The sequence below is a fragment of the Pedobacter sp. 01N310 genome (assembly GCF_056399805.1).
Genome location: NZ_JBFTSB010000001.1, coordinates 481,037 through 504,729 on the forward strand (window position 1 = coordinate 481,037; position 23,693 = coordinate 504,729).

24 protein-coding genes are annotated in these 23,693 nt (G+C 37.5%); 18 read left to right on the forward strand and 6 right to left on the reverse strand.

From position 1 onward, the window contains the following. Window positions 1–96 precede the first annotated feature (96 nt). Complete coding sequence (locus tag AC1DNH_RS01655) at window positions 97–2,487, reverse strand: TonB-dependent siderophore receptor (protein WP_477625102.1); 2,391 nt, start codon at window positions 2,485–2,487, stop codon at window positions 97–99. 159 nt (window positions 2,488–2,646) lie between these two features. On the opposite strand from AC1DNH_RS01655, the gene AC1DNH_RS01660 reads away from it, so the two are divergent. Both AC1DNH_RS01660 and AC1DNH_RS01665 read left to right on the forward strand, forming a co-directional pair. After that, window positions 2,647–3,813, forward strand: a complete 1,167-nt coding sequence (locus tag AC1DNH_RS01660; RefSeq protein ID WP_477582790.1) for a DUF3095 family protein — start codon at window positions 2,647–2,649, stop codon at window positions 3,811–3,813. A 110-nt stretch (window positions 3,814–3,923) separates the two neighbouring features. Continuing rightward, the gene (locus AC1DNH_RS01665; RefSeq protein WP_477610291.1) at window positions 3,924–5,069 is read left to right on the forward strand and encodes a PAS domain-containing sensor histidine kinase; all 1,146 of its coding nucleotides are present in this window, start codon (window positions 3,924–3,926) and stop codon (window positions 5,067–5,069) included. Between the two features lie 323 nt (window positions 5,070–5,392). Here AC1DNH_RS01665 and AC1DNH_RS01670 read toward each other — a convergent pair whose 3' ends face one another. Both AC1DNH_RS01670 and mgrA read right to left on the reverse strand, forming a co-directional pair. Further along, complete coding sequence (locus tag AC1DNH_RS01670; RefSeq protein WP_477610290.1) at window positions 5,393–5,578, reverse strand: hypothetical protein; 186 nt, start codon at window positions 5,576–5,578, stop codon at window positions 5,393–5,395. Between the two features lie 227 nt (window positions 5,579–5,805). Beyond that, the gene (gene mgrA, locus AC1DNH_RS01675) at window positions 5,806–6,795 is read right to left on the reverse strand and encodes an L-glyceraldehyde 3-phosphate reductase (protein ID WP_477582794.1); all 990 of its coding nucleotides are present in this window, start codon (window positions 6,793–6,795) and stop codon (window positions 5,806–5,808) included. A gap of 407 nt (window positions 6,796–7,202) precedes the next feature. Here mgrA and AC1DNH_RS01680 point away from each other — a divergent pair, with 407 nt between their 5' ends. Next, a complete protein-coding gene (locus tag AC1DNH_RS01680) occupies window positions 7,203–8,375 on the forward strand; it encodes an aldose epimerase family protein (protein ID WP_477625103.1) in 1,173 nt (390 codons plus the stop codon). Between the two features lie 66 nt (window positions 8,376–8,441). Here the strand turns inward: AC1DNH_RS01680 and AC1DNH_RS01685 are convergent, their stop codons facing one another. Next, entirely contained in the window at window positions 8,442–9,107 is a 666-nt protein-coding gene (locus AC1DNH_RS01685) for an HAD family hydrolase (protein WP_477625104.1), read from the reverse strand. 219 nt (window positions 9,108–9,326) lie between these two features. Between AC1DNH_RS01685 and AC1DNH_RS01690 the strand changes: the two genes are divergently transcribed. Further along, entirely contained in the window at window positions 9,327–9,935 is a 609-nt protein-coding gene (locus AC1DNH_RS01690; RefSeq protein WP_477582799.1) for a Crp/Fnr family transcriptional regulator, read from the forward strand. Here the strand turns inward: AC1DNH_RS01690 and AC1DNH_RS01695 are convergent. Continuing rightward, the gene (locus AC1DNH_RS01695; protein WP_029274642.1) at window positions 9,932–10,564 is read right to left on the reverse strand and encodes a phosphatase PAP2 family protein; all 633 of its coding nucleotides are present in this window, start codon (window positions 10,562–10,564) and stop codon (window positions 9,932–9,934) included. The two genes, AC1DNH_RS01690 and AC1DNH_RS01695, sit on opposite strands and share 4 nt — an antisense overlap. A gap of 458 nt (window positions 10,565–11,022) precedes the next feature. On the opposite strand from AC1DNH_RS01695, the gene AC1DNH_RS01700 reads away from it, so the two are divergent. Beyond that, window positions 11,023–11,523: a very short patch repair endonuclease gene (locus tag AC1DNH_RS01700; protein WP_477582801.1), complete on the forward strand. Its 501-nt coding sequence runs from the start codon at window positions 11,023–11,025 to the stop codon at window positions 11,521–11,523. A gap of 5 nt (window positions 11,524–11,528) precedes the next feature. On the opposite strand, the gene AC1DNH_RS01705 is transcribed toward AC1DNH_RS01700, so the two are convergent. Continuing rightward, the gene (locus tag AC1DNH_RS01705) at window positions 11,529–11,879 is read right to left on the reverse strand and encodes a hypothetical protein (RefSeq protein WP_029274644.1); all 351 of its coding nucleotides are present in this window, start codon (window positions 11,877–11,879) and stop codon (window positions 11,529–11,531) included. 197 nt (window positions 11,880–12,076) lie between these two features. Between AC1DNH_RS01705 and AC1DNH_RS01710 the strand changes: the two genes are divergently transcribed. The 13 genes from AC1DNH_RS01710 to AC1DNH_RS01770 all read left to right on the forward strand — a co-directional run bounded on the left by AC1DNH_RS01710 (window position 12,077) and on the right by AC1DNH_RS01770 (window position 23,691). Further along, window positions 12,077–13,294 (forward strand): sterol desaturase family protein, encoded by a 1,218-nt coding sequence (locus tag AC1DNH_RS01710; protein ID WP_477610394.1) that lies wholly within the window; start codon window positions 12,077–12,079, stop codon window positions 13,292–13,294. Continuing rightward, complete coding sequence (locus AC1DNH_RS01715; RefSeq protein ID WP_477585708.1) at window positions 13,284–13,976, forward strand: lysoplasmalogenase; 693 nt, start codon at window positions 13,284–13,286, stop codon at window positions 13,974–13,976. Before AC1DNH_RS01710 ends, AC1DNH_RS01715 begins: the two co-directional genes overlap by 11 nt. Before the next feature lie 487 nt (window positions 13,977–14,463). Continuing rightward, window positions 14,464–15,072, forward strand: coding sequence for a Pvc16 family protein (locus AC1DNH_RS01720; protein WP_477610393.1), 609 nt, complete (start codon window positions 14,464–14,466; stop codon window positions 15,070–15,072). Continuing rightward, window positions 15,069–16,178, forward strand: coding sequence for a hypothetical protein (locus AC1DNH_RS01725; protein WP_477625105.1), 1,110 nt, complete (start codon window positions 15,069–15,071; stop codon window positions 16,176–16,178). Before AC1DNH_RS01720 ends, AC1DNH_RS01725 begins: the two co-directional genes overlap by 4 nt. 17 nt (window positions 16,179–16,195) lie before the next feature. Then, complete coding sequence (locus AC1DNH_RS01730) at window positions 16,196–17,977, forward strand: phage tail sheath family protein (RefSeq protein WP_477610399.1); 1,782 nt, start codon at window positions 16,196–16,198, stop codon at window positions 17,975–17,977. A gap of 4 nt (window positions 17,978–17,981) precedes the next feature. Then, window positions 17,982–19,427 (forward strand): phage tail sheath family protein, encoded by a 1,446-nt coding sequence (locus AC1DNH_RS01735; RefSeq protein WP_477583694.1) that lies wholly within the window; start codon window positions 17,982–17,984, stop codon window positions 19,425–19,427. Window positions 19,428–19,448: 21 nt separating this feature from the next. Continuing rightward, on the forward strand, window positions 19,449–19,883 hold the full coding sequence (locus AC1DNH_RS01740; RefSeq protein WP_131031004.1) for a phage tail protein: 435 nt from the start codon (window positions 19,449–19,451) through the stop codon (window positions 19,881–19,883). A 5-nt stretch (window positions 19,884–19,888) separates the two neighbouring features. After that, the gene (locus AC1DNH_RS01745) at window positions 19,889–20,356 is read left to right on the forward strand and encodes a phage tail protein (protein ID WP_029274652.1); all 468 of its coding nucleotides are present in this window, start codon (window positions 19,889–19,891) and stop codon (window positions 20,354–20,356) included. A gap of 11 nt (window positions 20,357–20,367) precedes the next feature. Then, a complete protein-coding gene (locus AC1DNH_RS01750; protein WP_477610398.1) occupies window positions 20,368–20,529 on the forward strand; it encodes a DUF5908 family protein in 162 nt (53 codons plus the stop codon). Between the two features lie 2 nt (window positions 20,530–20,531). Then, on the forward strand, window positions 20,532–21,251 hold the full coding sequence (locus AC1DNH_RS01755; RefSeq protein WP_477625106.1) for a CIS tube protein: 720 nt from the start codon (window positions 20,532–20,534) through the stop codon (window positions 21,249–21,251). Window positions 21,252–21,257: 6 nt separating this feature from the next. Continuing rightward, entirely contained in the window at window positions 21,258–22,985 is a 1,728-nt protein-coding gene (gene vgrG, locus AC1DNH_RS01760; protein WP_477610203.1) for a type VI secretion system tip protein VgrG, read from the forward strand. 4 nt (window positions 22,986–22,989) lie between these two features. Next, entirely contained in the window at window positions 22,990–23,268 is a 279-nt protein-coding gene (locus AC1DNH_RS01765; protein ID WP_477583687.1) for a PAAR domain-containing protein, read from the forward strand. 3 nt (window positions 23,269–23,271) lie between these two features. Continuing rightward, window positions 23,272–23,691, forward strand: a complete 420-nt coding sequence (locus tag AC1DNH_RS01770; RefSeq protein WP_477583686.1) for a GPW/gp25 family protein — start codon at window positions 23,272–23,274, stop codon at window positions 23,689–23,691. The last annotated feature ends 2 nt before the right edge of the window (window positions 23,692–23,693 follow it).

Consider the following 23,693-nt stretch of genomic DNA (forward strand, 5'->3'; position numbering starts at 1 on the left):
GGACACCGGCGTTGGTGATATACGGACCGCCGACTTTATAAGCCAAAAAGCTCCAGGTCGGTAGACCAGGAGCTTTTTATTTAACCTATTCTTTTATTAGAATTTGTAAGATAATGTAGTTACAAACTGGCGTGGCGGAATTGGATTCACACTGTAGTTCTCATGTACGAAATAGTTTAACTCATTGGTGATGTTTGAAATCTTAGCCAATAATGATATTTTTCTCCAAGAGTATCCTGCTGATAAATCAAGAGTGGTGAAGGCACTCAAAGGAATAATGCCAGTGGATGTTCCAGATTTAGTTTGATTTCTGCCGCCTAAACGGTCGCCTGTGTAGACTGCCGTTGCACCAAGTTTAAGTCCTTTAATTCCTCCCTCATAGAAGGTGTAAAACAAGGTTCCATTGGCAGTATTTTTAGTACTACCAACTACTCTTTCACCTTCAATTATACCTGTTTTGTCGAGAGTTTTAGTATAGCGGTAATAATTATAGCTATAACCTGCAAGGAAATTTAAACCTTTAACAATAGTTCCACTTAAATCGACCTCTAAACCATCACTGGCAGTTGCACCACTAAATTCACGTTTGGTCGCATCGGCCAAAGCGGCCTGTGCCAGGTTGCTGTTTTTTATTCTGTACACAGTAACATTCGCAGATAATTTACCCTGTAGAAAATCATTTTTAACACCAGCTTCATATTGATCTATTATTGATGGGGCCATTGGGGCGTCAGTAGCAATATCAATTCCTGTATTTGAAGTAAAGTTGTTTGCATAGCTAACATACACTGATGTTGTTTTTAATGGCTGATAAACCAATCCGAATTTAGGAGAGAATGCTTTGTCAATTTTGTCGATGGCTGTTCCTGAAGTTTCAACTCCATTAATTAGGTTTGTGATCGATGTTGTAGGTGTTTTTTGGAAAGTCCATCTTACACCCGCTAAAACTTTAAATTGTTTAGTAACTGCTATTAAATCCTGAACAAAGCCACCCATTCTAAATACGGGGGCAAATGTTCTTGTGGTATTGTTCGCCGTAGGTTCTATACCACTTCCAAAATAAGTAGATGGATCTAATAAATTTACATTTCCATAATTAAATGTAGCAGCATTATTGCTGTTGAAAGTAAAACCATTAGAAGTTATTCTTGATTGATCAGCATCTACCCCAATCAGTAATGTATGTTCAAATTTGCCTGTTTTAAACGCACCATTTAAATTAATTTGCTCATTATAAGTAAATTCTTTAGTCTTTGCTCTAGTAACCAAACGATTTGCAATGCCATCAGCTAAAAGTGCGAATGGGCGTTCTGCACTAAAATAATCACGGTTATATGATTGTAAATTAGCAATTACATTTAGTTTCCACTTCTCATTAAATTTGTGATTGATGTTTAGTTGAGTAGTAACCGTATTGGTGTTGTTATATGCCCATGGTGCATTAACAAATGCATTTCTACTAATATCTGCTATCTTATTGGCAACCGTCCCCACGCCAAAATCTGGTGTCATGTCGCTTTTTAAGTAATCACCCTGTAGTAGGACATCGGTTTTCTCGCTAATTTTATAAAGTAACGATGGGTTAACATAAACTCGGTTAGATTTAACACTATTCCTAAAGCTTGCAGCATCTTCATAAGTGCCGATTAAACGGAAAGCCAAATTTTTTGTAATCGGACCATAAATATCTCCTGATGGTTTGTACACATCATAACTACCGCCACGCATAGAAACTTCACCACCATTTTCGAATTTAGGTTTTTTGGTTATCAGGTTTACAACAGCTCCACCACTTACACCACCATAAAGCAATGCGGCACTACCTTTAAGTACTTCTACCGATTCTAATGTGCTCACTTCTGGCATGCCACCACTGGAAGCACGTGATCCATTTTTGAAGATGTTATTTGCTCCTAAACTGTAGCCTCTTGCAAAAAATGTTTCACCACTTACGCCACCTCTATTTTCACCATAAGCTACACCGTTTACATTTTTGAGCACATCGCTTAAGCGGTTTGCTTGTTGGTCGGCAATTACTTGGTTTCCAATAATCTGCACGGCCTGTGGAAGATCCATAGGGGCAATAGCAATTTTACCTAAGTTAGCTGGCTTTCTGTTTGGCGTTTTGTAACCGTTAATGGCTACTTCATCCAATTGAGATGAAGATTCTGCAATGGTGAAATCAGCATTTACGGTCTGACCAGCCGCTACAGTAATTGATTTTTCCTGAGCAGAAACACCAATAGCTGATGTTTTGATCGTATAGGTGCCGGGTGTTATATTTTTAATCGTGAAATTACCTTTCTCATCAGTTTGTGTAGTTCTACCAGTATTTTTTAAACCAACACTTACATAACTGGCAGGATTGCCATCGCTCGTTTTAATCGAACCCGAAACAGATCCGTTTTTGCTTTGCGCCATGGTATTACCTGCCAAAAACAGAAAAACAGCTATAAAATTTAAAAGAAAAGTAAATTTTTTATTCATCTTTATTTAGATTAATTCTTAGTTGGCGCAAAGGAAGCGTTTTTGCATCGGAATTACAAAATTATTTTTATTTGTTCTAAATAAGATTAGTTTTTGATTTGCTTTTTTGAAATACATAGCTTTTTTGAATGCGTATATTAGGATATACTAAATCAAATTATGCAAAATAGCGAAGACCATTTCTATTCCAATTTGCCCATTCATAAAATACCATTATATCAGTTGTTGATTCAAAATCAATTATTTGAAAAAGTGGTTGCTAGCTGGTGTGTAATCATCACCGATATTAAGCGTTCAACCGCTGCTGTAAATTCGGGCCTGCATGAAAATGTTAACCTTATTGCTACCGGAAGTATTGTTGCCGTACTCAATATTGCATTTAAAGCAAACATTTCGGTTCCATTTTTCTTCGGTGGCGATGGGGCTTCTTTTATTGTTCCGCCTAGTATTGTAGATGATGTGATGAAATCGCTGTTGAAATACAAAGATAACACCTTACGGAATTTTAACCTTGATTTAAGGACTGGGATTATGCCTGTTGAAGAAATTTACAAACAAAGCCATACGCTTAATATTTGCAGATTTAGTAGTGCTGAAACATTTTCTATCCCCATTGTTTTGGGCGATGGCCTGGCTTATGCCGAACAAATTATCAAGGGAGAGAATTACCTGTTAACGGGCCATGATACTGCAAGTAATGAAATCGATTTAAGTGGTATGCAATGCCGCTGGGATAAGATAGAACCACCCGAAAATAGTGATGAGGTGGTTACATTAATCGTTATAGCTCCAGAAATAACGCAGCAGGCAGCCGTATTCAGCAAAGTGATCCATCATCTTGATCAAATTTACGGAACACCCGAAAAGCGTCAGCCGATTTCAGTTTCTAAGTTGATTTTCAAAACAAGCTTCAATAGTCTGGGGAAAGAAATGAAACACCGAATTGGAAAAATTAAACTTTTTGAACTGATCAAATCATGGCTCATCAATATTTATGGCTATATCTATTTCCGAACGGAGCGTGGTAAAAAATACCTGAAACAGCTTGTAGAAATGTCGGATACGCTGGTGATAGATGGTAGAATAAATACGGTAATTACCGGAACCGCACAGCAGCGATTAATATTGCAGAAAGCGCTTAATCAGCTCGAAAAAAATAATGAAATTTTATACGGCCTCTATGTTAGCGGCGAATCGATCATGTCTTGTTATGTTAGGGACCTGGAAGATGATCACATTCATTTTGTTGATGGAGCAGATGGGGGATATACTCAGGCCGCGGGAGTACTTAAACAGAAAATAAGCGATAAATTAAATGCCAGATGATAAAAGGTTAATAATAGCCAAACTTTTGTAAAGGCCACTTGTATGATACTTAGTATAATTTGATTTTACCATACATATCAGCATCGTCGGGTTTTAACTTTTAATTATAAATGGAAAATTATTCAAGGGTTTTAAATAATAATCAACTTTTAGAGGTTCTTTCCTTATCAAAAGATGCAACAGCCATATACACATCCGAGCATATAGTAATCGAAATGGCCAATGATGCCATGATTGCTTTTTGGGGAAAAGACCGCTCTATTATCGGTAAACCTTTAGAAGATGCTGTGCCAGAGTTAAAGGGCCAGCCTTTTATCAATATGCTGAAAAATGTATTGCTAACGGGCATTACAGATAAAGGAGATGCTATTCAGGCCGAAACCCTAAGGGATGGGAGATTACAAACAGCTTATTATGCTTACGAATACCGCGCCATTAAGGATGAAGCTGGGATGCCTTATTGTATTCTTCATACCGCAAGCGATGTGACTGATATGGTTAATGCGAAAAATGCCATTAAAGAGACTGAACTGCAACGGGAAGCACTAGATCAGGAACAGATTCTAATCAGTATAAAGGAAGAGCGGCAAAAGAATGATTTCATCAGTATGGTAAGCCATGAGCTAAAAACGCCTTTAACCTCTATTAGTGCCTATGTTCAATTGATGCAGAGTCGGAGTTTAACAGATCTTTTTGTCGTAAATACTTTAGATAAAGTTCAAAAACAGATCCGGAAAATGAGTGCTATGATCACTTCCTTTTTAAATGTATCGCGTTTAGAATCAGGAGAAATTCACTTGAGCCTATCTCATTTTGATCTTGATAAACTGATTTGTGATCTTGTAGAAGATCTAAGGTTAATTCATCCTACTAATCAGATTAATTTTGCAGAGGGTGAGCCTAAATTAATATACGCCGACAAAGATAAAATTGGCTCTGTAATTTCAAATTTGATTAGCAATGCTGTAAAATATTCAGATCAGGGCAGTACTGTTTATGTTCAATCAGAAGCCTTGGGGAATGAAATACATGTTTCTGTAACAGATAACGGCATTGGTATCGAGGCTCATGATCTGGAGAAACTTTTTGATCGGTTTTATCGCGTAGAAAACCAGCAAACTAAAACCATTTCAGGTTTTGGGATTGGTTTATACCTAAGTGCAGAGATTATAAACTTACACCAGGGTAAAATTTGGGCAGAAAGTAATTATGGGGCCGGTTCTACATTTCACTTTTCGCTCCCCGTAAAGCGCTAATTCAAATCAAAGCCCTGATCTTGCATGATTAAATCGCAGTTAAAGTTTCGGGTTAGTTAAGAAAAGTAAAAGACTGGATTACAGGCTAAAATAAATCGTCATTTCGACTGGAGAAAAGTCCCGGCGTTAAATCCTACTGTGTGGACACATTTTTTTGATGTTGATTTTTTAGGCGTTTTGCTAACTTCCTCTGAAAACACATTGTTTTAACCGAAGAACGCCGTCAATCCCAAGGGCCGGAGAAATCAAAAAAACAGTTGCAGGAAAGAACAAATAGTACTGCCAAACCTAAACGCAGTGGTTTTGTGTTCATAAACGCTAATTTAAAGCTTTAAATATGTATTGAACACAAAACGAAGTGCCGCTGTTTTTTTGATGTGTGTAGGATTGTGTAAAAGGCCCATTGCTGGATTGATAGAGCGTTTTGGGTACTTTGGCGCTCCAAAGTACCATGCCCCCGCGGCAAAGAGCGGAAAAGTCAATGTTTGTGTAATTAATTTTTTTTTCAAAATAAATGTCTTTTAGCATCTGGAAAGATGCTGAAATAAATTCAGCATGACGATTGCTTTAGGAATGTGTGTTAAAAACAACTATAGAATTAACAAAAGATGTGTCCACACGGTAGGATGTTGAGTCGAAAGAGAAATCTTTGAACCATGTTTATTGGATTGTTCAAAGATTTCTTCTCCGAAGCAGTTCCTTTGGAACACTGCTGCCGAAATGACGATCGATTTTTTTAACTTAAAATTTCATCAATCAGTTTTACTTCAGCAGCACTAAATTTTATATTATCTAAAGCTTTAATTGAATCCGTAATTTGCTCTGGCTTACTGGCACCTATTAAGACTGTGGTAATTCTCTCGTCCTTCAGTATCCACGATAACGCCATATGTGCTAATTTTTGCCCACGCGATTTGGCAACATCATTTAGTTTGGCAATCACGGCTAATTTCTCGGGCGTAATATTGCTTTCTTTCAGGAAAATACCACTGGTGGCTACTCTTGAATCGGAAGGAATGCCGTGTAAATATTTATCGGTAAGTAGACCTTGTGCCAATGGCGAAAATGGAATACAACCCACACCATTTTTTTCCAAAACATCGAGTAAGCCATCTTCTACCCAGCGTTCGAACATCGAATATTTAGGCTGGTGGATTAAACATGGTGTACCGTTATCTTTTAAAATTTTGATGGCTTTTGCGGCTTCTTCTGCCTTATAATTCGAAATACCAACATACAAAGCTTTTCCCTGTTGAACCAAGAGACTTAAGGCTCCCATGGTTTCTTCAAGCGGAGTTTCATGATCTGGACGATGGTGGTAAAAAATATCAACATAATCCAGTTTCATGCGTTTTAAGCTCTGGTCTAAACTAGAAACCAGGTATTTTTTCGAACCCCAGTCGCCATAAGGACCATCCCACATGGTATATCCGGCTTTGCTTGAAATAATCATTTCATCACGATAGCCCCTAAAATCCTCATGAAGGATTTTTCCAAAAACTTCTTCAGCGGAGCCTGGAGGCGGACCATAATTATTTGCTAAATCGAAATGGGTAATTCCATTGTTAAAAGCAGTGTAGATTAGGTTTTTGCTATTTTCAAAAACGTTAACATGCCCGAAATTATGCCATAAACCCAACGATATCGCAGGCAATTTTATGCCACTGTTTCCACAACGGCGATATAGCATTTTGTCGTAACGGTCTGTTGAAATGATTTGATTCATATTTGGAATTTGATTGCCGCAATAATAATCAGTTTTACTGGATTTTAATTGATATTAGGTTAATATTATCTTCAAATCAGTAAAAACGCTGAAAGTTCAATTTAGCTGTATAATAATCGTCATGCTGAATTCATTCAACATTGTATTTAGCTCATCTTTAAAAAAGACCCTGAAATAAATCTGATGGTTATCGGATCAGGAAGACGATAAAAATAAATCAAAGATTTTCAATCGTTCAACAGTTTGTTATCACCATTTCTACAAATCGTATCATTGCTGATGTTTAATTAAATTATTCTTTAATAATATGCATTTTTGATTATTCTAAATCGTTTTTTTTTGTAAAGTTATGTCATATACTTATATTTAAAAACTTAATTAAAAATCTAAACCAAGTATTCCACTTTATGAAATTACAATCATTAACGAGCCTCGGTATGCTAGCTGTAATCGGCTTTGCATCTTGTCAATCCGGAACCAAAAAATCTTCATCAGCTGATAGTTTAAAAAACGACTCAATAGCCGTTGTAAAACTTGTTGCCGATTCTTTTAAAAAGGAAATTGATGGTAAACAAACAACGTTATACACCTTAAAGAATAAGAATAATGCGGAGGCTATTTTTACCAATTACGGTGGCCGTCTGGTTAGTTTAGTGGTGCCAAATAAAGATGGTAAGTTAGTTGATGTGGTAGTAGGTTTTAAAAGTATTAATGATTACGAAAAATCAACCGAGCCCTATTTTGGTGCAACTATTGGCCGATATGGCAACCGCATAGCAAAGGGTAAATTTACGCTTGAAGGTAAAACCTATTCGCTGTTTACCAATAATGGACAGAATACCCTTCATGGGGGAAAAAAAGGCTACCAATATGTTGTTTGGGATGCTTCTCAGCCAAATGCCAATACCTTAGTGCTTCATTACTTATCAAAAGATGGCGATGAAAATTTTCCAGGCAATTTAGATGTTAAAGTAACTTATACCTTAACGGATGATAATGAACTGAAAATGGACTACGAGGCTAAAACCGATAAAACTACAATTGTAAATTTAACAAACCACGCATTTTTTAATTTAAATGGTGATGGAAGTGGTGAGATTTTGAACCACGAGGTACAGATTTATGCAGATGAGTACGCGCCTGTTGATTCTACCCTGATCCCGACAGGAAAGATTGAAAAGGTTAAGGGAACACCGTTCGATTTTACCAAAGCAACTACCATTGGTGCGCGTATAAACGATAAAAACGAACAGTTAACCTTTGGGAAGGGTTATGATCATAACTACGTGCTAAATAAAACCAAAGCTATGGGCATGTTCCATGCGGCTACGGTTAAAGGAGATAAGTCGGGTATAGTGATGGATATTTATACGCAGGAGCCAGGCTTACAATTTTATAGTGGCAACTTTATGCAAAGTAAAAATACTTTTAAAACTGGTGCTAAAGATGATTTTAGAACAGCAATTGCATTAGAAACACAGCATTTTCCAGATTCACCAAATCAACCCGCTTTTCCGTCAACGGTTTTAAAACCTGGGCAGGTGTATAAAACAAGCTCGGTATATAAATTTACCAAATAGTTGTTTTGGTGATCTCCCAACAATGATGAAATTAAAGCGGCCTGTAGAAATGCAGGTCGTTTTAATTTAGAAAAGTTCTTGTAAAACTGGATCTGTATAATCTTCTATAAAAGCTATAATGTTGTTGTAAGCTGCAAATTCTTCTTTAGTATGCATGGTTGTAAGTACAACACATCTCATCCCGGCATTCTGTGCTGCTTCAACACCTTTTGGTGCATCTTCAAAAACTATGCATTGGCTGGCTGCAACGCCTAAAATTTCTGCTCCATTGGTAAAAGTTTCCGGATCAGGTTTACTATTTACCACATCTTCGGCACTTACTATGACTTCGAAATAGGAACGGATATTTAAATTATCGAGTACAAAATTAATATTGAAGGGAATAGCAGCAGAGCCAATCGCCATTTGAATGGCTGATTGTTTTGCTTTTTCTAAAAAATCGCCTAAACCTGCTATTAACGTTAAATGTTTTTTATAAGCAGCTTGATATCTATGCTCTTTTTCGATTGAAATCTGATCAATCTGTTCCTGAGAAAAATGACCAATACCAAAAACACGTTCTAACAGATCTTGGTTTTTACCGTACATCTGTTTTTTAACCGCATCGAAGCTAATACTTGCTCCTAAATCTTTTGTAAGTATGTTATGCCAGGCATGATTGTGGAAAGCCATATCGTTAATCATGGTTCCATTAAGATCGAAAAGAAAAGCTTTTGGTTTATTATTCGTCATGGCGGCAAAATTATCAGATTTTTTTATGATTAAGTAAAATATAGTTATCAAAGCGAAAATTTAACAAATAATTTATTCCTAAAAGTGGTGTTGAAAACGGATGGCCTGAAAAATAAATTTTCCACAACTGTAATTTTTTGGCTGTTGAACTCGTTTCCATATTTGGAAATCCGGTATTCAAGCAATAGCTTGCATCGTTTTAAAACCCCGGATAATATTATGACTGCTGCCCATCATGAAAGTGATCCTCTTATCAAGTATTTAAATGAGCTGCAGCCATTAAGAAAAGAAATAATTGAGCGGGCAAAAACTGAAACATTCAAAATCACCGTACGTAAGAATGAGATTTTGCCTGATCTTAGCAATATTAGTGGCGATTGTTTATTCTTTATTGTTAAAGGCTTGGTACGGGCTTTTGTACTGGATGAAGGAAAAGATATTACTGCCTGGTTAACTGACGAAAATCACCTGATTGGCAGTATTCGAAATCCAGGCAGCCTTGTCCCAACTTATCAGGAACAATATCAGGCGCTGGAAGATTCAGAACTGCTTATACTCCCATATCGTTTTATTGACGACTTGTATGTGCAATTTCCTGAAACCAACATTTTGGCCAGAAAATTATTGGCTATACATTACCATATGTCGCAAGAGCGATCTATTTTATCACGAATCCCCTCAGCAGAAATAAGGTACAAACAGTTTAAAATCGGGTATCCTACTATAAAGTCAAGGGTTCCTTTAAAATTTTTGGCCAGCTACCTGGGGATGCGAATCGAAACTTTAAGCAGGATCAGAAAGAAAGAAAAGACAGAAGAAAAGGCTTAATTTGCTTTCTTTTTGAAGTAAAAATAGCAAAGCGGGAAAAGGCAGATTAAGCCTAGCAGAAAACCACCAACTGTATCGGTAAACCAATGTGCACCCAGATAAATTCTGGATGGGGCAATGGTGATCATCAAAAATGCTGATAAATAAGTCACTATATTTCTAGTTAACTTCGGCACGTCTTTCAAAGTATTCATCAAAATAATCAAGAAGCCAAAAAAGAGGGTATAAGAAAGTACATGCCCACTGGGGTAGCTCTGAAAGCGGTTTATTTCCACCAGTCGTACATAAAATGCGGTAGGGCGTGGGCGGTTAATCACATTTTTTATACCCAGGATAATTAATCCAGACAAGAGCACCGTTGAAACGAATAGGCCTTCGCGTTTATACTTTTGCTGGTAAAATATGATTGCTACCACTACTACCGAAAGTAATGAATAGGGGAGTTCTCCAAAAAAACTGATGGCCAACATCAATTTATCTAACCAATCTGCATGATATTGCTGAATAAACAACGAAGTTTTAATGTCAAAATCAAGTATGGGATGCTGCGCAATGAAAAAACTTAAACAAGTAAATGCAGCAATCAGTAAAATGAGTATAAAAATTAGCGTATTTCGTTTTAAAAGCATAGGTATAGGTTGATCAAAAATCAAAACTATGTATTTTATACCAATAGATGCAAAATTTTCAGCTTTTTAGAAATGGATACGGTTTGAGGATCAAAATCGGTGAAAGTCTAAATTTAAGTATAAGAAAAGCTACAAGACCAAAAATATTCATCAAGGAAATAAAACGATTCATCAAGGAAATATGCCTATCTGTATAATCCGCTATGATATGTTGAAATGATTTTCAATCTTCGAATCAGATAATAAGGATATCTATGCTTACGAGGTTGGCAGGATTAATTTCCTGCCGACTGAAGGAGCACACCCTTCGACAATTTACTCATAAATTATACGTTTTGTATTAACGCTCCAGCCGAAGCGCCCTCCTTTAAATGAGGAGGTGCTTAGGTTGATCAATATCGCCCCTTTCTATCGCCAATTTTTTAAACAATTTATACCTATTATTGGTTTTCTTTGGTATGGAGCCTAAGCCATATAAAGATGAGGATATTAAAGTCCCCCGCTTTGAAGAAAGTGCCGGTTTTTACACCACTGCACAGCGGAGTAAAAATATGTCTAAAATTAGGGCGAAAAATAGCCTGTCCGAGTTAAAACTACGCAAGGCACTTTGGAGCAAACATGTTAGGTTCAGAATCCACCCTAAAAATTTTCCTGGCAAACCCGATCTGGTTATCAATAAGTACAGGCTCGCCATATTTGTAGATGGCGATTTTTGGCATGGTTACAAATGGGATGAAAAGAAATCAGCTTTAAAAACAAATTCTGGTTTTTGGATTCCGAAGATTGAACGAAATATGCAACGCGACAAACATGTTAACCAACAGCTGCATGCTCAAGGTTATACCGTAATGCGCTTTTGGGAACACGAGGTACAAGAAAGTTTAACAGCTTGTGTTAATCAGGTTTTACTTTATATCGAGGCGGCTAAAGCGGCAATAATACCGCAGTTTGATGATTAGGCTGTTTATTTTACGGTAATCTGCTTCGGATCGGTAACTAAAATCTGTTTTTTGCCCTTGTAATCAGATATAATTCCGGTAACACAGATTTTATTTCCCATAAACATACTCGAAGGTTCCGAAGGGAATTTACTCTGATCTTCTTTGTTGATGACTACGGTGATCAGCTCTTTTGGATAGGCACCACCTAAATTAATTAAAATTAATTTGTCTAAAGCTTTTGCGCTATACACCGAATCGCAAATGGTTACATTTTTACCAATATGTTGAGCGGCATCTTTGGCTAATACTAACGTTTGGCTCTTTGTATAAAATGCCGAAGCAATTAGCAACAACAGGAGAGATAATTTTTTCATAGATGGGATGATTTAAATGAAAAGTTAATAACGCCAAAAGCATTAGTTTAGCCTTTCAAAGGTAAGCTGAATTTCATGAAAATCAATAAATAAGATCAAACAAGCACAAATATTACATGAATTAGATTTTATGTTGAGCTAAAAATTTTCTAAATTGTAAAGTAAATATTGCTGGCCAAATATTTCTTCACGTTTATATGAAAGTAGATTACATTGCGTTATCTGTACCTGTGTTTTTTATTCTGATCGGAATAGAATTGGCTTATAATTTTTATAAAAAACTAAATTATTATCGGCTTAATGATAGTATTGCCAATTTAAGTCAGGGTATTGGGCAGCAGCTCACCGGGATATTTATGAAAACCGCATTGTTTTTTGGTTACAAGTATATTTTTGAGCACTGGCATTTATTTGAATTACCTAAAACAATATGGGTTTGGATACTGCTATTTATTGGTGTCGATTTTTTCTATTATTGGTTTCATCGGATGAGCCACGAAGTAAATGCTTTATGGGCAGCACATATTGTACATCACCAATCAGAAGAATATAATTTAACCGTGGCTTTGCGGCAAAGCTGGTTTCAGGGGTGGTTTAGCTGGGTATTTTATCTTCCATTGGCATTTGTTGGTTTTGATCCGATTATGTTTTTAACATTAAGTTCTTTCAATACTTTGTATCAGTTCTGGATTCATACCAGAGCCATTAAAAGCATGGGCTTTTTAGAACATATATTAAATACACCTTCACATCATCGGGTACACCACGGCTCTAACCCAAAATATATTGATAAAAACCACGCAGGTACATTGATTATCTGGGACCGCTTTTTTGGTACTTTTCAGAAAGAAGAAGAAGAGGTTTATTATGGTATTACCAAACCTTTGGCCAGCTGGAATCCTGTTTGGGCTAATCTTCATTATTGGGATGACCTGGTTAAAACAGCAAAGAAATCACCTAAATTCAGTGATAAAATTAAAGTTTTTCTTAAACCACCTGGCTGGTTTCCAGCACACTTGGGCGGATTTCAACATGCGCCGGAAATAAATGTAGAAACCTATAAAAAATATAATCCAGCATATCAATCAGGGTTAACGGGTTACGTTCTGATCCAATTTTTAGTTGCTTTAACTGCAGGTTCTGCAATGTTGTTTTCTTATCATAAAATGGAAACCATTGCTTTAGTGTCAGGAGCTATTTTTACCATATTCACATTAATTACCTGTGGTGCATTATTAGAACAAAAGGCATGGCAAATTAAGTTTGAGTATTTTAGGCTGCCGTTTGGTGTTTTGCTGGTTTTATTTTTGAAATTTCCGGTCGGATATCAAGTAATTTTTGTGGCTATCCAGTTAATATCCGTAATTTGGTTTTTTAATTTGCAAAAGGCAAATCCCAATCCTGATGAAGACTAAGCTATTTTCATTTATATTTTTCCTTGTATTTGTAATTCAGCTATATGCCGAATATGCCAATAATATTGGACTCCGAAATTTCTCTAAGCCATTAATCGTGGTGGTACTTTTAGCATGGCTTTATCTGAGCACAAACTTGAAAGGGCGTTTCCATAAGAGAATTTTCATCGGATTAATTTTTGCTTGGGCTGGTGATATTTTGCTGATGTTTCAAAGCGGTAAACCAAGTTTTTTTATCTTTGGGTTAATCGCCTTTGTAGCCTGCCATATTTTTTACATCAGGGCATTTACACTCGATCATAGATCGAATCCTAACCACAAAACGCCTTATTTTTTGTGGGCTGTAGGCGCATTTGCTATTTTTTGTTCAGGCTTGTTTTTCTACCTGCAGCCAAAACTAGGAGCAATGCAGTTCCCCGTTTTAATGTATGCCATTATTATCACGGTTATGGCTATTATGGCCGTTAACCGGTATGGGAAAGTGAATATTTTCAGCTTTAAACTCATTTTGTATGGTGCGCTGTTTTTCTTATTGTCAGACAGTGTGCTGGCCGTAAATAAATTCGCTCAGCCCATCCCACAAAGTGGGGCATTAATTATGGCAACCTACATGATTGCGCAGTATTTAATTGTTTATGGTACCATAACGCGCGAATTAGTGGTAAAACGCACCGAGATTTAAATCAAACAAATACTGAATTTTTTGTTTTCGATTGTCTATTGACACACGTACTCGAGTGCAGTTGAAATTATATTATTTTCTAAAATAGCTCAACAAATAATTTCGTAATTGAACTGGGTTAAAAAAACTTAAAATATCAAACCAGTATCATTAATAATACGCGTTTAAAGGTGCTTTGTGTGCTTTTTTAGCCCATTTAGGTAATCTGGGCGGTTGTTTTTAGAAAAATAAAATCTTTTTCGGTCTGAAAAAAGATTTATTCCCCTGAGTTGTTTTTAACAACTTGATTTTTAATGTGTTAACAACTATTTCTTTAGGTCATTAATTTTCGTGAAAAGTATGGTGTTTACTTTCCAATGACAGTTTTTTAGTTACTATTTAGTGTTAATAACTTTTTTTAAAATTGTTAATAACTATAGCGCTTTTCCTATTTAAGTTTATATTAACCGTTTGATTATCAAACAGATTCTGCTCCAAATATTTATCTATGATTAACACGGCACTTGATTTTATTTCGAAAGAAATTAATGGATATCTAAACAATATTGCCAATACATTAAACGATGATTTTATTGTGGTAAGCAGTGTCGTTTCTGAGGGGAAACTGGCCATACCCGAAAAAACAATGGGTATTACTTTAATGAACATTGAAGAGGATAGGGCAATAAAAGATCAACGGGTTACGGTAAGGAATATGCTTGGCGAAATAGAAACCCGCAATCCTGATATCTATCTGAATCTGTACGTACTTATTTCTGCAAATTTTAACCAGGCGGGTACCGAATCGCCAACTTTAGATTACCTGGAGGGCTTAAAAAAACTATCGCAGGTAATTTCATTTTTTCAGGGCAAAAACGTGTTTACACAGGCCAATTCTCCTTTGTTAAGCGCTATTGATAGTAATATTGAACGCTTAAGTGCGGAGCTTTTTAGCTTCAATTTTGAACAGATGAACCATTTTTGGAGTATTATCGGTCACAGCTATCTGCCCTCTGTTTTATATAAAATCAGGATGATTACCGTACAGGAAAACGTTCAGTTGGTGCCAGATGGATTAGTAGAAAATATCTTATTAAACACAAGAACCAAGTTATGACAGCCTACCGTAAATTATTTTCAGTTAATGTGCATCACAATTACTATGAGGATAATTTGTGTAATGATTTGAGTTTTATAGCAACAACAGCATCAAGAAAAACAATCATTAACCAACGCTGGCTATTTAAAATATTTGATACCGGTTTTAATCTCATAACTGAAATTGGAGCAGATTTAAAACCCAAAATAGAAATTTTAGATACCACCTTGCAATTTGGTATTCACCTCAATAATGCAGCAAAATTTTTAGCCATTACACAACTAAATGAAACGGCCCCAAACAAGGATTTTTTAAGCAATAAAAAGATTTATTTTTCGAACAACGGTTTAAACAGCAACCTCGAATACCAGATTATTGATGGAATTGTGGGCGATTTAATGAATTTAGATTTTACCCTTCCTCCTGTAAATACAGAAGTTACCCTGAGGCTAAATTCATCAGCAGAAAATAATCTGGTTATTGCTTTTGATACGGATGGCTTGCCCATTAATGGTCCTTATAAAATTAAAGTCAATAGCAGTAAAGTTTTTGAAAAACTGCTCGATATGAGCAAATTACCCGATGGGCTATATAACATATCGATCAAAAATGCAGCAGATACAGGAAACGATTTACTAAGTTATAAGATTTTTAAGAGCAACGGATTAAGTGCCCAATCAATTTTTGGTGTGCTGGAGTTAAAGCTACCAGCAAGCAATGCGGTAGTTACGGAAACAAAGTTCTTAATTAATTTTTTAAGGAAATCTACCATCTGGAAATATTATATAATTAACCAGAGTGGGATTGATTTAGATGATTTTGATTTATTAGTGAAAGATAAAAGTTTGGATGGTACACCTGGCGGCATTCCGGCTTATGCCAAATATACTTTTGCCGGGAATCCGGTGCCTGCCAATGATCCCGATCCGATTAATAAAATAGCCGATGCGGATATATTGCTCTTCAAAAGCAATGTTAAGATTCCTTTTTATCAAAAGGTAAAAGTGGGCTTAGAACTGAGTAAAAAGGATGGAGGAACAGAAGTTATTTTAACCAAGAATTTGCCAAACCCAATGCCCGAAAAACAAGCGGGAGAGGACAGTAGAATATATGTATATGTTTAAAAATAATTCATGATGATATGGCGCTAACATATAAACATCCAGGAGTATATATTGAAGAGATTTCGACAATACCCCCATCTATTGCACAAGTAGAAACAGCAATACCAGGCTTTATCGGATATACCGCAAAGCGGGAGAAAAACGGCGTGGCTTTCGCTATCAATTCTCCAGTGCGTATTACCTCTCTGTTAGAGTTTGAAGTTTTCTTTGGTGGTGCCTTTCCGGAAGTACTGGAAGTAACCATTAATGAACCCGAACCGGGTAAATTAATACCAAAGATTGATGTTACTCCGGCCACAACAGTTTCTGGCTATATCTTATATTATCATGTAAAAATGTTTTACGAAAATGGGGGTGGCCCTTGCTGGGTTGTTTCGGTGGGTGACTTCGAAGATACACCAGATATAACAAAGTCTGAACTAAAACTTGGTTTACAGGCCTGCGAGCGGGAAGATGAAATTACACTCCTGCTGATCCCCGAAATTACAGCTTTAACTTCAGGTGCTGATATTAAAGAATTAAACGATGCCATGCTGGCACAATGTGCCAAACTGCAAGACCGTTTTACCATAATGGATACGCCACAAGCAGGCTTAACAACAGCTTATTTAGTGGCCGATAAATTTAGAAATGATTTTGTAAGTGCAGATAACCTTAAATACGGAGCCACCTATTATCCACAGATACAAAGTGGAGCCACTTATAACCGGGTAACTGACGAAAACATAAAAATTGCAGCCGATAACCGTGGCGGAAGTAACCTGGGTATTTATAAGAAAGTTGTAAATACCAAAAAAGCAATTACCAAAATTGTTGAAAAAGATGCGGTTACTGCAATAAAAGCCACAGGTACAATAACCATAGGGGGTATTACTTTAACCGGGCATTCTATTGCCATAGCAGGGTTTAGCTTTACTTTTGGAGGTACAGGCGGCATTGTAATTGGTGCCGACGAAACCGCTACAGCAGCAGCTTTAAGAGCCGCAATTGCAGGTAATACCGATTTAATGACTTTGGTAGATGTTGTTGCAAATTTAGCTGTAGTAACCATCACTGCTAAAGCAGCTGGCAATGCCGGAAATGCTATCCCCATTGTTTATGATCCAAAAGGAAATATCCCTCGCATAACCTTAAGTGCGCCATTTTTAAAGGGTGGGTTTGATAGCAACGATTTTGCCTTATTCAATCAGATAAAAGCAGCGCTTGATGCGTATACGGTTCCACTTTATCCTTCGGGTATAGTTGCAGGTATTATGGCCCGGGTAGATAACGAACGTGGTGTATGGAAAGCGCCAGCCAATGTAAGTGTGCTTACGGTTGATAAACCACTGATTACAATAAGCGATGAAGAACAAGATTACCTGAATGTAGATGCAACATCAGGAAAAAGTATTAATGTAATCAGAAAATTTGCAGGTAGGGGAACCTTGGTTTGGGGAGCCAGAACATTGGCCGGGAATGATAATGAATGGCGCTACGTGCCCGTAAGGCGGCTTTTTATTATGGTTGAAGAATCGATAAAGAAAGCCACGGAGTTTGTGGTTTTTGAGCCCAATGATGCCAAAACATGGATGCGGGTAAAAACCATGTGCGAGAATTTCTTAAATCAACTGTGGCGACAAGGGGCTTTGGCTGGTGCAAAACCTGAAGATGCATTTTTTGTAAATGTAGGTCTGGGCATCACCATGACGGCTCTTGATATTTTAGAAGGACGGTTGATTATCGAGATTGGAATGGCAGCAGTTAGACCAGCAGAATTTATAGTTCTTAAATTTTCTCACTTATTAGCAAAATCTTAAAATTATGGCAACTAATTATAAAACCCCTGGCGTTTATATAGAGGAAATAAGTAAACTGCCTGCATCAATAGCACCTGTAGAAACGGCTATTCCAGCATTTATGGGCAGAACAGAATTTGCTAAAGATGAAAATGGAAACAATATTCTGCCTACAGGAGGAAAATTACCAACGCCCATCCGCATTACTTCATTTCTCGATTATCAAAAGTATTTTGGTGGGGCCAATTCTGAAACTACTGTTTTCGAAACCAGTGGAATCCCCACAATAACCGATACAGAAGTTGCTGGTAAGGTAGTAAAACGCGTAATTACCTGTAATGCTAAAAAGAGTGCCACAAGTGGTAAATACATGTATTATGCTATACAGATGTTTTATGCAAACGGTGGTGGCCCTTGTTATATAGTTTCATGTGGCGATTACGATGTAGCTTCAACCATTACAACCGTAAAAGCTAAAGCCTGTTTAGATGCAATTGCAAAAGTGGATGAACCAACCATGCTCATTTTTACAGATAAGCATACTTCATTTGGTGCTACTTCGGGTTATAAAGATGCCTATGATTACGCTTTGGCACAATGTGCTAAACTGCAGGATCGGATTGCAATTTTTGATGCCTGGGTACTATCCGATTCTCCCTTTACCGATGCAGGAGTGATTAGAGATGATATCAGTGCCGATTATTTAAAATATGGTGCAGTTTATTATCCTTGGTTACAAAGTACTTTAAGTTATGGCTACAACGATTCTATTGTCGTAAAACATCTGGTAAATGGCGCTAACGGACCATACAACGATGCAACCTTATCAGCCATAAAAGCAATGGATTTAAATACTTACCGTGCTTTAACAAACGAGATGGATAAAAACGTAATTGATTTACCACCATCGAGTGCTGTTGCAGGTATAATGGCCAGGGTTGATAACAATCGTGGAGTATGGAAGGCACCTGCCAACGAGAGTGTAAAAATGGTTACTGGACCATCATTAAAAGTGACCGCACAACAACAGGAAACACTAAACATAGATCCAACTACAGGTAAATCAATAAATGTAATCCGCTTTTTTACTGGCAAAGGCACGTTGGTTTGGGGTGCCCGAACCTTGGCTGGAAACGATAACGAATGGAGATACATTTCAGTAAGGCGTTTTTACAATTTTGTAGAAGAAAGCGTTAAAAAAGCCACGGAATTTGTTGTTTTCGAACCAAATGATGCCAATACCTGGCTGCGTGTAAAAGCCATGTGCGAGAATTTTTTAAACCAGCTATGGCGCCAGGGTGCATTGCAGGGGGCAAAACCCGATGATGCCTATTTTGTTCGCATAGGCTTGGGTGTTACCATGACTTCCCTTGATATTTTAGAGGGTAGAATGAATGTGGAGATAGGTATGGCAGCTGTGAGGCCAGCAGAATTTATCATCCTGAAATTCTCACATAAACTACAAGAATAATTCATCATAAATTATAAAATTATGGCAAATACTTATCCATTGCCGGTATTTCACTTTCAGGTGGAATGGGGCGGCTCGCGAATTGGTTTTACAGAAGTTAGTGGTTTAACGGTGGAAACCCAATCGATAGATTATCGCGAAGGAAACTCACCAGAATACCATGTTACTAAAATGCCGGGAATGCAGCAGTACACTGCGATTTCGATGAAAAGAGGCATAACCAAAGGTGATAATGAACTTTTTCAATGGTTTAACACCGTTAGTTTAAATAAAATAGAACGGAGAGACCTCACCATTAGTTTGCTGAACGAAAGTCACGAACCGGTGGTGGTTTGGAAAGTTAGGCAGGCCTGGCCATCAAAAGTAGACGGACCAACACTAAATTCTACCGGGAACGAGGTTGCTATAGAAACAGTTGAGCTAGCACATGAAGGTTTAAGCATCGAATTTACCTAGGTTATATGTTCTCTATATCCAATTCACCATCGCCAAATCCTCCAGTTGGTTTTCATTTTCTATTGCAGATAGAGGGCTTATCTTATGATGGCGTAGACGATATAGGTTTTACAGATGCCACCGGTTTAGAATCGAGCATTGCTACCGAAGAATATAAGGAAGGTGGAGAAAACCGTTTTGCGCATAAACTCCCAACGGCAGTAACCTACAGTAACCTTACGCTAAAGCGTGGTTTATTGTTTAACTCTAAAGCAATGCAGTGGTTTAAAGAGTGTGTAGAAAGTTTTACGTTTAGCCCGAAAGATATCACCTTGATTTTGCTTAACGATGAACATCAACCCTTACAGGCCTGGAATTTTGTTAATGCATATCCAATTCGGTGGTCGATAGAAGGTTTTAACGCACAACAAAATGGCTTGGTGATCGAAAGTATCGAGTTTGCACATCAATATTTCAGGCGGGTAGAAATTTAAAGTACTAAAATATGCCAGTAGAAATTAGAGAATTAAACATTACCGCAACGGTAACCAACAATGTAGCCGGATCTACAGTGCCAGGCAGAACCGGTCAAACAGCTACAGATAAGAAAATGAAAAAGGCATTGGAGGAATTGAGATTACAGATCAAAAATAAGAATGAGAGGTAACTATGGCTTTAAGTCAGCTTCATGATGAATTGGGTAATTTAGAAAAACTCGTAATAGATGTTTATTCTGACAATAACTTTTCGGGTTCGCCAATCGAAACCTTTAAGGTATTGTATAATCCCAATACTTATTTTATCGATTACAAAAATGAACTCGATCATGATGCGCCTGTAAATGCTGCTGATGGTGTTGGCGAGTTTAAATCAACAAGGGGCAAGGAGCTAAATCTCGACCTTTTGTGGGACGCAACATCAGCTTCTTACTCGGGCAATTCTACTTTTCAAACTGATGTTCAGAATGATAAAACAGTACATAAAGTAATCGAAAAATTTATCGATACCTGTTTTAAGATTAAAGAAGATACCCATCAGCCAAATTTTTTAAAAATACACTGGGGTGAGCTCACTTTTCAGGGAATGTTAACCGCTGTTAAAGTTACCTACACCTTGTTCGATAATACCGGAAAACCATTAAGAGCGAAAACAGATTGCACTTTTACCAGTTATACATCTCTTACCGAGCAATCTAACGAACAGCGGCGCAGTTCGCCCGATTTAACACATTACAGAAATGTTGAAGGCGATAATTCGCTCCCATTAATGACTTACAATATTTATAAAACCGATAGATATTACTTAGAAGTGGCCAAGGCCAATAAACTGAACAATTTTAGGAAATTAAAACAAGGACAAAACATTTCATTTCCACCGATTGAAAAATAATATACCATGCCAGCCAACTCAGGAGTACAAAGTTTTAGCATTACCATAAACGGACAAGTTTTGCCCGATGCGGTTGGTATTTTAGAAATTATGGTAACCAATGTGGTTAATGCCATACCTAAAGCTAAAGTGGTAGTAATGGATGGTAGCGCGGCTGCGCAAAATTTCGATTTAAGCAATGGAACCAATTTTATTCCAGGGGCCGAAATAAGCATTGCTGCTGGTTACAATGGCGAAAATGAAATGATATTCTCTGGTTTAATTATCAGCCAGACCATTAGGGCTAACGAGGATGGGAGCCAAATGGAAATAGAATGTAGGGATAAAGCCGTTAAACTTACCGCAGGACGAAAAAACAAGATATGGGAAGACGCAAGTGATAGCGATGCAATAACCGATCTGGTAGGCCAGAATGGAATTACAGCCGATATAGACGGATTGGGTTTACAACATAAACAACTGGTACAATTTAATTGCAGCAATTGGGATTTTATTGTTACCAGGGCCGAGCTAAACAGTGCCTTGGTTATAGCAGAAGCAGGAAAATTGACTATCGGTATGCCCAATGCGAGTCAGGAAAGCACGGCAACTTATACCTATGGATCGGAGATTTATGATTTTGAAGCTCAGATGGATGCCCGCACCCAATATCCACAGGTACTAACCAAAAGCTGGAATTATACCAACCAGGAAGTAAAAGAAGGTACATCGGCCGCAAAACCTTTACCCCAGCAAGGTAATATTTCCGGCGATGATTTGGCAGAAGTGTTGGGCTGGGAAGATAACAGCTTATATCATTCGGGCAATGTAGCTGAACAGGAATCGACCGAATGGGCAACAGCACAACTGTTTAGAAGCAGGTTGAACAGGGTTATCGGAAATTTTAGGGTGCAGGGCGATAACAAGTTAAAACCCGGAATTATAGTTGAATTATTGGGAATAGGCGAAAGGTTTAGTGGGAAATGCTTGGTTACGGGGGTAATCCATAGTTACTCTGGAGAAGCCGCCTGGTACAGCCATGTTCAGTTTGGCCTTGATCAAAAAATGCATAGCTACAATTTCGATGATATTGTAGAAAAGCCTGCCACAGGGATCATCCCCCCGGTAAATGGTTTGCAGATCGGTATTGTTACCCAATTAGAAAGCGATCCCGACGGTGAAAATAGAATAAGGGTACGTTTGCCCACTGTCGAAAATGAAGGAGATGGCATTTGGGCAAGATTGGCCAGTGTAGATGCAGGAAAAGAACATGGATGGGTTTGGAATCCCGAAATAAATGATGAGGTAATTATTGGTTTTATAAATGATGATCCTCGCGATGCAGTGATTCTGGGTAGATTGTATAGCAGTTCATTTCCACCTCATCTAGAAGCAAAAGATGATAATTATTTAAAAGGATTATCTACCAAATCAAAACTTCAGGTATTGTTTGATGATGAAAAGAAGATTATAAAGATAGAAACACCTGGAGGCAATTTTATTACACTGGATGAAGATCAGAAACAGATTGACATTCAGGATATTAATGGGAATAAAATAGAGATGAGCGAGGATGGGATCAAGATTGAAAGTATTAAAGATATCATACTAAAAGCATCAGGCGACTTTAAAATAGATGGAACCAATATTACAACCAATGCCAACGCACAATTAAAATTAAGCGGAAGCGCGGGCACAGAAGTCAGTTCATCCGCCATTACAAAAGTTAAAGGAAGTATGGTGCAGATAAATTAAAAATATGGCAAACGCAGCGAGAGTTACCGATACCACAAACCACGGTGGCACAATTATAGGTCCTGGCGTACCAACGGTATTAATTGGGGGGATGCCTGCATGTGTAGTTGGCGATAATCACGTTTGTGTATTGCCACCAAATAGCCATCAGCCAACGGTAAGCCCTTTTCCGACGGGAAGTGCGACAGTGTTGATAGGTGGTTTGCCAGCAGTTAGAACAGGTGATACCTGTATTTGCGGGGCAAGTGCTGTAGTTGGATGTCCGACAGTTTCAATAGGTTAAAAAATGGATACAGAAAGCAATTTTTTAGGTAAGGGATGGGCCTTTCCGCCAGAGATAGTCAAATACGAAGGCATAAAACGCTTTGCTACCAGCATGGTAAGCGATGTGGTAGATATTAACCAAAGCCTCGAGATCCTGTTCGGAACAGCGGTTGGCGAAAGGGTGATGCAGGCTGAGTATGGCTGCAATGTAGAAGATATGATTTTTGAACCCATTAATGTTACGCTGGTAACGCGGATAACCGAAAGGATTAGAAGGGCAATAATTTATTACGAGCCGCGCATTAAGCTCGATAAACTAGATGTTTTTAAAAATGTAGAGTTTGGGGTAATTAACCTGGTGGTAGAATATACCATCAGAAGTACCAATACCAGGAACAATATTGTTTACCCATATTATTTAACCGAAGGAACAAATATTTGAAA